Origin of the sequence: Corynebacterium massiliense DSM 45435, assembly GCF_028609805.1 — a bacterium.
In the GTDB taxonomy this organism is placed as follows: Bacteria; Actinomycetota; Actinomycetes; order Mycobacteriales; family Mycobacteriaceae; genus Corynebacterium; species Corynebacterium massiliense.
The window spans coordinates 966,639-979,063 of record NZ_CP063189.1 but is presented as its reverse complement, the minus strand read 5'-3'; the positions used below and the strand labels follow the sequence as shown (position 1 = coordinate 979,063).

At 64.3% G+C, this 12,425-nt stretch carries 10 protein-coding genes; 3 read left to right on the top strand and 7 right to left on the bottom strand.

Annotation, left to right across the window (positions count from 1 at the left end; genetic code table 11):
- Positions 1-25: 25 nt before the first annotated feature.
- Together CMASS_RS04635 and CMASS_RS04630 are read right to left on the bottom strand one after the other, a co-directional pair.
- Positions 26-1,519 (bottom strand): YkvI family membrane protein, encoded by a 1,494-nt coding sequence (locus CMASS_RS04635; RefSeq protein ID WP_022862430.1) that lies wholly within the window; start codon positions 1,517-1,519, stop codon positions 26-28.
- Positions 1,520-1,689: 170 nt separating this feature from the next.
- A complete protein-coding gene (locus tag CMASS_RS04630) occupies positions 1,690-4,296 on the bottom strand; it encodes an ATP-dependent DNA ligase (protein ID WP_022862431.1) in 2,607 nt (868 codons plus the stop codon).
- A 91-nt stretch (positions 4,297-4,387) separates the two neighbouring features.
- On the opposite strand from CMASS_RS04630, the gene ku reads away from it, so the two are divergent.
- Complete coding sequence (gene ku / locus CMASS_RS04625; protein WP_022862432.1) at positions 4,388-5,407, top strand: non-homologous end joining protein Ku; 1,020 nt, start codon at positions 4,388-4,390, stop codon at positions 5,405-5,407.
- A gap of 175 nt (positions 5,408-5,582) precedes the next feature.
- Here ku and gatB read toward each other — a convergent pair whose 3' ends face one another.
- Positions 5,583-7,088, bottom strand: a complete 1,506-nt coding sequence (gatB, locus tag CMASS_RS04620; protein ID WP_027018536.1) for an Asp-tRNA(Asn)/Glu-tRNA(Gln) amidotransferase subunit GatB — start codon at positions 7,086-7,088, stop codon at positions 5,583-5,585.
- Between the two features lie 44 nt (positions 7,089-7,132).
- Between gatB and CMASS_RS04615 the strand changes: the two genes are divergently transcribed.
- Positions 7,133-7,996, top strand: a complete 864-nt coding sequence (locus CMASS_RS04615) for a DUF4261 domain-containing protein (RefSeq protein ID WP_022862434.1) — start codon at positions 7,133-7,135, stop codon at positions 7,994-7,996.
- 1 nt (position 7,997) lies between these two features.
- Here CMASS_RS04615 and CMASS_RS04610 read toward each other — a convergent pair whose 3' ends face one another.
- Entirely contained in the window at positions 7,998-9,029 is a 1,032-nt protein-coding gene (locus CMASS_RS04610) for a 6-phosphofructokinase (RefSeq protein ID WP_022862435.1), read from the bottom strand.
- Between the two features lie 36 nt (positions 9,030-9,065).
- Here CMASS_RS04610 and CMASS_RS04605 point away from each other — a divergent pair, with 36 nt between their 5' ends.
- Positions 9,066-9,389, top strand: coding sequence for a hypothetical protein (locus CMASS_RS04605; protein ID WP_033399465.1), 324 nt, complete (start codon positions 9,066-9,068; stop codon positions 9,387-9,389).
- Between the two features lie 104 nt (positions 9,390-9,493).
- Here CMASS_RS04605 and CMASS_RS04600 read toward each other — a convergent pair whose 3' ends face one another.
- From CMASS_RS04600 to gatC, 3 genes are all read right to left on the bottom strand, one after another.
- Entirely contained in the window at positions 9,494-10,324 is an 831-nt protein-coding gene (locus tag CMASS_RS04600; RefSeq protein WP_022862437.1) for a siderophore-interacting protein, read from the bottom strand.
- A gap of 160 nt (positions 10,325-10,484) precedes the next feature.
- Positions 10,485-11,972 (bottom strand): Asp-tRNA(Asn)/Glu-tRNA(Gln) amidotransferase subunit GatA, encoded by a 1,488-nt coding sequence (gene gatA / locus CMASS_RS04595; RefSeq protein ID WP_022862438.1) that lies wholly within the window; start codon positions 11,970-11,972, stop codon positions 10,485-10,487.
- Positions 11,973-12,269: an Asp-tRNA(Asn)/Glu-tRNA(Gln) amidotransferase subunit GatC gene (gatC, locus tag CMASS_RS04590; RefSeq protein WP_027018539.1), complete on the bottom strand. Its 297-nt coding sequence runs from the start codon at positions 12,267-12,269 to the stop codon at positions 11,973-11,975.
- Positions 12,270-12,425: the final 156 nt, after the last annotated feature.

Genomic DNA, 12,425 nt, shown 5'->3' with positions numbered 1-12,425 from the left:
CTTTTCGCGCTGCCGCTAGCCGCGTCTAGTCGCGGGAGATGCGGCGTGCCGAACCCTCTGCGGTGGTCGTGCCGCGAGCGGATTCGGAACCAGCGGTGGAACCGCCGTTATCGGCCGCGCCGCCCGACATCTCTTCTTCGACGTCGGTGGAGCTGTGCGAGTCGAGCCATTCCTTCTTTTCTTCTTCGGAACGGTCGTGCTCGATGCCGTCGCGATCGGTGTACTCGGAGACCTCGTGGTTCTCGCTGGCGTACTTCTTGCGGTCGAAGTCGACGTCGCTGTCCTTGTGCAGCTCCTCGGTGACTTCGTCCTCCACCTCGCTGTAGAGCGCCCCGTCGTCCAGGTTGGAGTCGGTGATCTGCTGGCCGATCTCCTGGTCGTAACGGTCCGCGTCGTAGTCCTTGTCCGGGTGCAGCTTGAGGTGCATCAGAGCGCGGATACGAGCGCGGCGGGTGGACTCATCGCGAATCTTGCTCAAGGAGTTGAACCATGCCCACACCAACACGACCACCATGAAGATGCCCAGGTAACCGATGACCGGGTAGACGTAGTTCATCAGGGTCTTGAAGCCGAAGAAGGAAACAATGAAGCCGGCGATACAACCCGCGAAGAAGATCATGTGGAACTTGTCTTCGTGACCCGAAGACAGGCGCTTGCCCAGCGCGTAGAACATGCCGATGGCGGTATTGAAGATCATCAGGAAGATGATGACCGCCATAATCGCGCCCAACACCGGGTTGATGTCGTCCACGAGCTGGAGCATCGGGATGTCGGTGTCACCCGCGGAATCGGAGTTCATGAACAGGGCGAAGCCAGCCAGCGCCATCATGATGAGGTAAATGATGCCGCCGACGATGCCGCCCAGACCAGCCTCGCGCGGGGAGATGTGGTCGCCACCGATAACCAGGGACATGGACACGGCCAAGAGCAGGGCCAGGCCGTTGTAGTTCAGAGCGGAAACCAGCCAGTTACCAATCGGGGCCTCGATCTGCGAGGACGTCTCCATTGCCTGGCCGATGTCCGGCGGCATGTGCATGAGCGTGTACACAGCCACGAAGATCACGGCGATGATGATGGACGGCGTGATAGCGCCGATAACCTTGGACACCTTGTCCACGTTCAGCATGCCGGTGATCATCACCAGGACGAGCATGAGGCCGGAGCCGATCCACGGCGCCCAGCCGAACTGCTGCTGCATGTTGGAGCCCGCGCCGGCGAGCATGACAAAGCCGATGCAGAACAGGGTCAAGATGACCGAGATATCCAGCAGCTTCGACACGATCGGGTGGGTCACCCGACGGAAGACCTGGTTGTGCTCGGAAGCGTGGAAGTAGGAGCCGAGCTGCAGAAAGACGGTGCCGGCCAGAGTCATGACGAGACCGGCGACAACGATGCCTGCTACACCGCCCCAGCCGAACGAGGTGAAGTACTGGACCACCTCTTGGCCGGTAGCGAAGCCGGCGCCCACCAACAGTCCCACGAAGGACATGGCAATGGCGGTTACGTTTTTATAAGACACGTGTGTTCCCTTGCGTATATAGCGAATAGTTTCGCAGCGCATCGCGGGTAGCCGACTGTGGTGCAATCGGACCTCCGCGAAATACGCACCGAGCTTCAACCTTACCGGGAAAACACAGCACAACCGCAACCTAATTGCGCCGAAAACCTATATTTTTCTCATGTAATGAGCTAGTTTTCAGCCTGCCCGTTGCCTAGGTCACCTTCGACGTTTCCGACCTCCCAGCGCACATCGCGTGTGCCCTTATCGTCCCGCCAGCCGCGCCAGGCCGCCTGCCGCACGCGGCCATCCCGCGTACGCCCGGCCAGGCTGACTTCCGCCACCAGCTTCGGCGTCACCCACCACGCGTCGTTTCTGTCCTCCTCCGGAACGTCGCCCACACCAGGGGTTTTACGCTCGATACGACGCAGACGCTTGGCGATGTCCTTTAGCTCCCGCCCCGAAAATCCCGTGCCCACGCGCCCGGCATAACGCAGCTCGCCGTCAGCGTCGGGCACGGCAACCAGGAGGGAGGCGAAACTGTCGCTGCGCTCGCCCTGCCCCTCCCGCGCGCCGATGACCACAACTTCCTGGTGCAGCTCGAACTTGAGCTTGAGCCACGCGCCGTCGCGCTCGCCGGCAAAGTAGGGCGCGTCGGTGCGCTTAGCCATCACGCCTTCCAGCTCTAGCGACCGCGCCGCCCGCTGCGCGCCAGATAGGGATCCGGTGTAGCTGGGCGGCACGCGCACCACATCACCTTCCTCGAGGATGGTCTCCAACAGCTTTCGCCTCGCCGAATACGGGCGATCGGTGAGATCCTCGCCGCCAATCGCGAGGACGTCGAAGACCATGTAGACGATGTCCGCGGCGGCGCGCGCGTGACCGGTGTGGTGACGCGTGTCTTGCAGCAGGCCGAAATCCGGCCGGCCGGCGTCGTTGAGGGCTACCACCTCGCCATCTAAAACCGCGCTCCCCCGCTTTTCTGCCTCGCCGGCAAGCGCCCCACTTAGCTCCGCCAGCTGCGGGAAACGGTCGGTGTAGTCGTTGCCGTTGCGGCTGGCAAGGACCACGCCGTCCGGTGTTGCCCCGGCGATGATGCGGTAGCCGTCCCACTTCATCTCGAATGCCCACCGGTGGCCATCCTTCTCGCTGATCCGGATCTGGCCCTTAGAGCCCCGCTCCGCGATCATCGGCGCCGGCAAATCGCTCAGGCGCAGCGAGCAGCCCGTGCTTCCACGTGCACTCTCTGCGTCCCCGTCCCCATCCCCGCCAGAGCCATGGTCGCTATCGGCCGCGGTCACGCCGTCTTCCGGCTGCTTCTTCGTGAATTTCAACAGCCACTTGTTGTCACCGGTGTGGATAAGGGCGAATCGGCGGGCGAGCCCGCCGAGCCCGCCATTGTCACGCCCCGCCAGCGTCGCGATGACCTCCTTGCCATCGCGCCACTTCTCGATCTCGCAGGTGCCCCGATCCCAGATCTTCACTGTCCCGGCGCCGTACTGGCCTTTGGGGATGGTACCGAAGAAGTTCGCGTAGTCCAGCGGGTGGTCCTCCGTGTGTACCGCCAGCCGCGTCGCCTCCGCGTCGAGCGGCACCCCCTTCGGCACGGCCCAGGACACGAGCACCCCGCCGCGTTCCAGGCGGAAATCCCAGTGCAACGAGCTCGCGTGGTGCTCTTGGATAACGAATATCGGCGCGGCATCCGCACCAGCCCCCGGTGCCGACGAGGCGGCGGCCATCGGCTCGCGCGTCTTTTTCGGATCGCGCATGGAGCGATACTTGGCCAGCCGCGCGTCGGGCGTAGCTGGGTCTTTTCCGGACGTCTCCCCCTTCGGCTCCTCTTGCGCCGTCTGTGTTGGCGTCGCCCCCGCGGGCGTCGCCCCCGTTGGCGCCACCCCCGCGGGCGCCAACGGCGCCAACGGGTCGCCGAGTGACTCGATGCGGTCCAAGACGTCATCGATAAGCAACTGCTTGAGTGACCCCGGTTGGCTGGCCGCCTCTTCGATCTCAGCCCACTGGCGCGGCGCGGCCACGGTCGGTTGTGGCTTGCCACGCAACGAGTACGGACTCACCGTCGTCTTCTTGCCGTTGTTCTGGCTCCAGTCCACAAACACCTTGCCGCGGCGCGCGGTCTTCTTCATCACCGAAGTGACCTCGTCCGGGTGCTCCTTGGCCAACGCGCGAGCGAACTCGTGCGCCACGGCCGACACCCCATCCGCGGGCGTGGCGCCGTCGAGCCGGGCGTAGAGGTGAATGCCCTTCGAGCCACTGGTAACGGGGACGCTTTCCAGCCCCATCCCGTCAAGCACCTCGCGCGACCACAGCGCCACCTGCGCGCATAGGTCAAGGCCCACGCCTTCCCCGGGGTCTAGATCCAGCACCAGTCGATCCGGATTCGCCTGCGCGCCCTCACGGGTAAAGCGCCACTGCGGGGTGTGCAGCTCGAGCGCCGCCACTTGCGCGCACCAAGCCAGGGCTGCGGGTTCACCGATAAGCGGGTACGCGTTCACGCCCGTTTTGTGCTCGATTGTGCCGGTGGGGATCCAGTTCGGCGCTGAGTCCTCCAGATCCTTGCGGAAGAAGGCATCGGCAGGCTCAGCGGCGGTGCCCACCCCGTCCACCCAGCGTTTGCGGGTGACCGGGCGGTTCGCAATGTGCGGGATGATGACGTCCGCGACCGCGAGGTAGTAGTGCAGCACCTCCGCCTTGGTCGTCGCCGTCTCCGGGTAGAGAACCTTGTCCAGGTTGGAAACGGACAGCTCGCGGCCTCCCACCCGATAGGTCTTCCCCTCCGCCACCGGCGTCCTCCTGAGATCGTGCGCACCGTGAAACCCCCGCGCACGCGGTCGCCAGCCATGCGCGGGTGAGTTTTTCCTTAACCTTTATCGTATGCGCGCGATTTGGAATGGATCCATCAGTTTCGGACTCGTCAACGTACCGGTCAAGCTCTACGGGGCCACCGAAGACCACGACATCTCTTTCCGCCAGGTGCACGACAAGGACGGCGGCCGCATCCACTACGAACGGCGCTGCGAGGCCTGCGGCGAGAAGGTGGAGTTTAAGCACATCCAGAAGGCCTACGACGACGGCGACGACACCGTCGTGGTTACCGACAAGGACTTCGACTCCCTGCCCGAGGCAGAAAAGGACGAAATCGAGGTCGTCCAGTTCGTCCCCTCGGACCAGGTCGACCCCATCATGCTGTCCCAGAGCTACTTCGTGCGGCCGGCCGACAAGTCCCCGAAGTCCTACCTGCTGCTGCGCAAGACGCTGGAGGAAACGGACCGGACGGCCATCGTCAAGTTTGCGCTGCGGCAAAAGACCCGGCTGGGTGCCCTGCACGTGCGTGACGATGTCCTCGTGCTCCAAGCCATGCTCTGGGCCGATGAGGTACGCGCTGCCGACTTCAAGGAAACGAAATCAAAGGCGAAGGTCAGCGACAAAGAGCTCGAGCTGTCCTCCGCGCTTGTCGAGCAGTACTCCTCCGATTTCACCCCCGAGGAGTTCGAAGACGACTACCAGAAGGAGTTGCGCGAGCTCGTCGAGCACAAGCTCGAGGAGGGCGAGACCATCGACGCCAAGGATTCGGATACCTCTGCCAGCGACGCGGACACCGACTCGGAAGCGGACGACGACGATGACGCAGAGGTCGTAGACCTCATGGAGGCGTTGCAGAACTCGCTGAAGAAGAAGGGCGGGAAGAAATCGTCCTCGAGTTCGGAGTCGAAGAAGGACGACGACGGCGAGGATAGCGACGACGGCAACGACAGCGGGTCGTCGTCGAAAAAGTCCTCTAAGAAGTCGTCGAGCTCGAAGTCCAGCTCGAAGTCCAGCTCCAAGTCGAAGTCGAAGTCCAAGTCGGGCTCGAAGTCCAGCTCCAAGTCGAAGTCGAAGAAGAAATCGGCCTAGCGCCGCGGCGCGGCCGAGGAGGATCTCCCGCGACTCTTCACCCCAGGGATTTTCTCCCCCTCGGCGCACGAAAACGGGATTTTTCGGCCGGAAAATTCGATCTCGGGGCCGAAAAATCCCTAAAACAAGCGCAGGGCCCTCTTAGATAAAGGGGCCCCTGGGCGGGCGACTGCGGCTAGGACAGCTTTTCTGCGATGAGCTTGTTGACCTGGCCCGGGTCGGCCTTGCCCTGGGTGGCCTTCATGACCGCACCCACGATGGCGCCGGCGACCTTCTTGTTGCCCGCGCGGTACTTCTCCACCACGTCCGGGTTGTCCGCAAGCGCGTCGTCGACGGCCTTTTCGATGGCGCCATCGTCACGCACGACCTCGAGGCCACGGTCCGCGACGACCTTGTCCACGTCGCCCTCGCCAGCGAGCACGCCGTCGACGGCCTTGCGGGCGAGCTTCGTGGTCAGCTTCCCTTCCTTGACCAGCTCGGCAACGCGGGCCACCTGCTGCGGGGTGATGTCCAGGTCCGCGAGCGCGACTTCCTGCTCGTTCGCCTTACCCGCCAGGTAGGCGACCCACCAGGACCGCGCACTTTCCGGATCGGCGCCGGCCTCGACGGTGTCCACGATGAGATCGAGCGCGCCGGCGTTGACCAGATCGCGCATCTCCTTGTCCTTTAAGCCCCACTCCTTCTGGATGCGGGCGCGACGGACCCACGGCAGCTCCGGCAGCGTCTGGCGGATCTCCTCGACCCACTCGCGTGGGGCGATAACCGGCGGCAGATCCGGGTCGTTGAAGTAGCGGTAATCCTCGGCCGTCTCCTTCGGGCGGCCCTTGGAGGTAGTGCCGTCGCCTTCCTGGTAGTGGCGGGTTTCTTGGACGATCTCGCCGCCGTCTTCGAGCACCTGGGCCTGGCGCTGCATCTCGAAGCGAACGGCCTGCTCCACGGAGCGCAGCGAGTTGATGTTCTTCGTCTCCGTGCGGGTACCAAACTCTTCCTGGCCTACCGGGCGCAGGGAGAGGTTGGAGTCCACACGCATCGAGCCCTGATCCATACGGGCATCGGACACGCCCAGGGCTGCGACGAGATCGCGCAGGGCGGTGACGTACGCCTTGGCCACCTCTGGGGCGCGCTCGCCGGCGCCGGTGATCGGCTTCGTCACAATCTCGATAAGCGGAATACCCGCGCGGTTGCAGTCCACCAGCGAGGACGTCGCGCCGGTAATGCGGCCGCCCGCACCGCCGATGTGGGTGAGCTTGCCGGTGTCTTCCTCCATGTGGGCGCGCTCAATTTCCACGCGCCACTCGGTGCCGTCCTCCAGCTGGACGTCGAGGTAGCCGTCGTAAGCAATCGGCTCGTCGTACTGGGAGATCTGGTAGTTCTTCGGCTGGTCCGGGTAGAAGTAGTTCTTGCGGGCAAAGCGCGAGGACTCGGCGATGGAGCAGTTCAGCGCCAGGCCAATCTTGATAGCCCACTCCACGCCCTTCTTGTTCACCACCGGAAGCGCACCTGGCAGGCCCAAGGAGACCGGGTCAACGTTGGAATTAGGCGCTGCGCCGAAGTCGGTCGAGGAGGTCGAAAACATCTTGGTGTCCGTGGCCAACTCGACGTGGACTTCCATGCCCATTACCGGATCGTATTTCTTGAGGACCTCGTCGTAGTCCATCAGGTCATAAGTCGCAGCAGTCATGCGCACTAGTGTAATAGGTGCCCGGCCGCGTTAGGCTTTAGCCCATGACTGACAAGGACGCTGCAAACACCGCCCCTGACAACGCCGATCCGAAGCCGGGCGAAAACCCGGAGTACCCCGTTCCGCTCGGGCCGCAGATGGCCACTTTGCTCCTCGAGGAGGCATACGAGCCGTCGGACATCGAGGACATCGTCAAGCGCTCGCTCACCGAGGACGCTCCGTTGAAGTTCGTCGATAGCGGCGCCCCGCACGTCGCGGCCTTCACCCTCGGTGGCGAGTACTTTGCGGCCACCTGCGTGGACAAGCCGTACCCAGTGCAGGACGGCGGCGTCAGCCCGGCAGACCTCGCCCACCCAGTCTTCTTCGGCGCTGACCCGCAGGAGCGTGCGGAGCTTCACGATGCCCGCGCTCACCTCCTCATCGCCCACCGCCCGGACATGGACGCGCCCAGCGAGATTCCCGCACGCGAGCAGAAGTTCAAGCAGCGCGCGCTGCACGCTTTGGTCACGGCCATGATTTCCCAGCTGCCCGGGACTCTCGGCGTCTTCTTCCCGTCCGTGAAGACCACGCTGAGCCCGCGCCACCTGCAGGAATTCACCATGAGCGAGTCGCCGTTCCCGAGCGCCTACATGGCGCCGACGTGGCTCAAACCCGAAGAAGACGGATCGGTCTCTGGCTACACCATCGGCCTGATGGATTTGGGCCACCCGGAGCTGCAGGTGACGAAGTCCAAGGGGGATCCGCAGAAGATTTTCGAGCTGCTCGCCGACACTGCGGCGCACGTCGTGGGCGGCGCGACCATCATCGGCGGGCAGACCGTCGGGCGCACCGACGACGACAAGCACGCGACCTCGTTCGCGCCGTGGATCATCGATGGCGACAAGAAGGCCATCGAGGTGGAGATGTAACTTACCCGAAAAGGGCGCGGGCGTTGACGTAGCGCCACTCCGGCACCGTCTTGAGCTGGCCCACCGCGTCCTCGAGGGAGACCAAGTCGATGTTCTCGCCGTGCAGCGCCACGCACGTGCCGTGGTCGCCATTGTGCGCAGCGCGCGCGGCGTGGACGCCGAAACGAGTGGCCAGCACTCGGTCGTAGGCGGTCGGGGTACCGCCACGCTGCGTGTGTCCGAGCACCGTAGTGCGCACGTCGTAGCCGGTGCGGCGGTTGATTTCGTCGCCGATAATTTGGCCAATGCCGGTAAAAGTTTGGTGACCGAACTCGTCCTCCTCGCCCGCCTGAAACTCCATGGTTCCCTCCTTGGGCGAGGCGCCCTCGGCGACACAGATGATCCCATACTTCTCCCCCATCTGGAAGCGCCGCTCCATGGACTTGCAGATGTCCGCCACGTCGAAGGGCTCTTCCGGGATCACCGTGTAGTGCGCGCCGCCGGCCATGCCGGCGTGCAGCGCAATCCAACCCACGTGGCGGCCCATGACCTCGACGATGAGGATGCGGTTGTGCGACTCGGCCGTGGTGTGCAGCCGGTCGATGGCCTCGGTGGCCACGGACACGGCAGTGTCAAAGCCAAAGGTGTAGTCGGTGGCGTTGACGTCATTATCGATGGTCTTGGGCACCCCGACGACCGGAACCCCATTATCCGCAAGCCACTTCGCCCCTTTGAGCGTGCCCTCGCCGCCGATGGCGATGAGCGCGTCGACTTCCGCTTCCGCCAGGTTGCGCCGCACCGTATCGATGCCCGCCTTGAACTTGTCTGGGTGCAACCGGCCGGTGCCCAAAATTGTGCCACCCCGCGACAGGATGCGGTCGATGGCGGCGTCGTCGTAGAGATCGCGGCGCTTGTCCTCCATCAGGCCGACCCACCCGTCCTCGTATCCGACGACGGTGTCACCGAACTCGTTCGAGGCGGTGCGGACCACTGAGCGGATTACTGCGTTCAGGCCGGGGCAATCGCCACCGGAGGTCAGTGTGGCAAGTCGCATGCGCCCTACTCTAGCGAGCTGGTTAGCATGGTGGGCATGTCGATGATTGATATCAAAAAGCCCAAGGACGTCAGCACCGCTCTTACCACCACCGTCGGCCTGATGGGCGGGTGGCTCACCGCACGCGAGACCGGGATCCGCCCGCTGGGCGGCGCCATCCTCGCCGCGGCCGGAATCTGGGCGGGCCGCTCCTGGGCCGCCAAGACCGATGTCCCCACCACCGCCTGCCTGTCCGCACTGTACGTCGGCGCATTCGGCGCGTCCCACCCGTTGGCGAAGAAGATCGGCTCGTGGCCGGCCGTCTTGTCCGTCACCGCCCTGACCGCGGGTGCGTCCTACGCGCTGTCTGACTCCAAGTAAGCGCTGGCGCTCGCCGCGCTCACCTCACCTTCCCTCCCGCGCTGCCCGGCTCTTGTGCCCGGCAGCGTTTTTCTGTGCTGCCGCGCGGGCTACTGCCGCGCTGACTACGGCCGCGCGGACTTCTCCTCGCGTTCCATAGACTCGACGAACTCGCGCTTGGTCGCCTGCCACTCGTCTTCCACCATGCCCAAGCGCCAGTAGCCGGAGATGGACGCGTCAGCACGATCTACCTCCTGCTCGACGAACAGAAAGCGGCGCAGTTCCCGAATCATTTCGGCCACCCCGTGGATGAACCAGCTCGTTTTCTGCGACGGGCGACCGGCGGCGCGCACAGCCTCGGACAGCTTGGTGCCCGGCGTTGCACCGTCGCGGTAAATCCAGTGCAGCTCAACGCCTTCCTTGTCCGGAATGTCCATCTCACGGCCGCGTTCGGCAACTTCCACATACGCGGTGGCCGTGGTGCCTTCCGGCAAGTGGTCCAACGCGGCGCCGATGGCCGGCGCGGCTGCCTCGTCGCCGGCGAGCACAAAGTGTTCGTAATCCCGCGACGGCGCCCAGCCGCCGCCGGGGCCGGCGAAACCGAGGGTGTCTCCCGGCTCTGCCGTTCGCGCCCACGGGCCCGCTATGCCCTGGTCGCCGTGGATGACAAAGTCGATATCGCAATCGCCGGTTTCCTGATCCACACGCCGGAGCGAATAGGTCCGTTTCACCGGCTGCTGGGAACGCGGGTACTTCTCCCGGATCTCGGCAAGATCGAACGGCCACGTATAGTCCGCGCCGTCGGGAACAAACAAGAGCTTGATGTAGTGGTCGGTGAAAGGCAGCTCGGCATCTTTGAGTGCCGGGGCGTTGACGGTTAACCGGATCATATCCGGAGTGATCTGCTGGCTTTTTACTACCGTCAGTCCCTTCGCCTGCATCTTCTTCGGGGCCATTGCGTGGTTCATCTCCTCACGGTTGGGTTAGCATCGCACTTCTCGATGTCCGTGAGGTTACCCTAACCTCAAAAACCGGCGGGGGCTCTGCCCCTCGTGTGGGGCGAGTCCTCCGCCGGTTTCCGGGAGGCGTGAACTGAGCGTTTAGCCGCTTTAGCGCTTAGCTGTCGCGGCGTGCCTCGTAGGCGGCGCCGACCTTGTACAGGCGATCATCGCTAAAGGCGGGCGCCATGATTTGCAGGCCGGTCGGCAGGTTGGTGTCGCTGGCCATGCCAGACGGAACCGACATGCCGCACAGGCCCGCCAGGTTGAGCGGCAGGGTGCACAGGTCGAAGTTGTACATGGCGACCGGGTCCTGCACCTTCTCGCCCAGCTTGAACGCGGTGGTCGGGGTGGTCGGCGAGACGATGACGTCGACGTCCTCGAAGGCGCGGGCGAAGTCCTGCGCGATGAGCGAGCGCACGCGCTGCGCCTGCAGGTAGTAAGCGTCGTAGTAGCCGACGGACAGCGCGTAGGTACCCAGCATGATGCGGCGCTTGACCTCGGGGCCAAAACCCTCGGCGCGGGACTGGTTCATCACCTGCTCGACGGAGTGTTTGCCGTCGTCGCCGGAGCGCAGGCCGTAGCGCATGCCGTCGAAGCGCGCGAGGTTGGACGAGACCTCACACGACATGACGATGTAGTACGCCGCCAGCGCGTGGTTAAAGTTCGGGCAGTCCACCTCGACCTTCTCGGCACCCTGGGCGACGAGCTGATCGACAGCGGCGTGGTAGCGCTCCATGACGCCGTCCTGCCAGCCGTCGCGCTCGAACTGCTTGACGATGCCGATCTTCACACCGCTCAAGTCGCCGTTTTTACCCTCTTCGGCGGCCTTGACCACCGGGGCGACCGCGCGGTCCACGGAGGTGGCGTCGTGCTCGTCGAAGCCGGCAATGATCTCGTGCAGGCGCGCCGCATCGCCAACGGTGCGGGCGCACGGACCCGCCTGGTCGAGCGAGGACGCGGCGGCGATAAGACCGTAGCGCGAGACGGTGCCGTAGGTCGGCTTGATGCCCACGGTGTTGGTCAGGGCGGCCGGCTGGCGAATGGAACCGCCGGTGTCGGTACCGATGCCCAGCGGCGCCTGGCCGGACGCCAGTGCCGCGGAGGTGCCGCCGCCGGAACCGCCCGGGGTGCGCTCGGTATCAAACGGGTTGCGCACCGGGCCGAACGCGGAGTTCTCGCTGGACGAGCCCATGGCGAACTCGTCCAGGTTGGTCTTGCCCAAGATCGGAATGCCGGCCTCGCGCAGCTTGCGGGTCACGGTCGCGTCGTAAGGCGACATGTAGCCTTCGAGCATCTTGGACGCCGCGGTGGTCGGCGCATCCGTGGTGGTCAACAGATCCTTCAGTGCCAGCGGCACGCCCGCCAGCGACGATGCCGGCTTCTCACCGGCGTCGAGGGCCTTATCCACGGCATCGGCAGTAGCGAGCGCTTCCTCAGCACCAACGTGGAGGAAGGAGTTCAGGGTCTCGTTGGTCTCTGCAATGCGGTCCAGGAACGCCTGTGTCACCTCGCGGGAGGTGACCTCGCGCGAGTGGATCTTTTCTGCGAGTTCGGTCGCGGTCAGGGAGGTAAGCCCCTCCGCGGGTACCAGGTAGTCAGTCATTTACTCTCCTCCCAGAATCTGCGGCACGACGAAGCGGTCCTCTTCCACCTCAGGCGCTTGGTCCAAGGCCTGCTCGGCGGTGAGGGTGGGTACGACCTCATCGTCACGCATGCGGGCGTTGACGGAGTGCGGGTGGCTCATCGGCTCAACCCCGTCAGCGTCGACCTCACTAATCGAAGACACCGCGCTGACAATCTCGTCGATGTCCGAAGCGAACTGCGACAGCTCTTCGTCGTTCAAACCCAGCCGAGACAACTTGGCCAAGTGGGCGATTTCTTCACGCGAAAAATCAGACACGCGAAACTCCATCCTTTAACTATCTCGCTTGGCATTTCACACGCCTTACAGCTACCGCCTCATGCTACTGCACGGCCCGGACACCAAGCCGAGTCACCCTCGGGGATGCTCCACCCACCCGATTTGCCCTGATCCTGCATCTAGGTATTGAGTTAG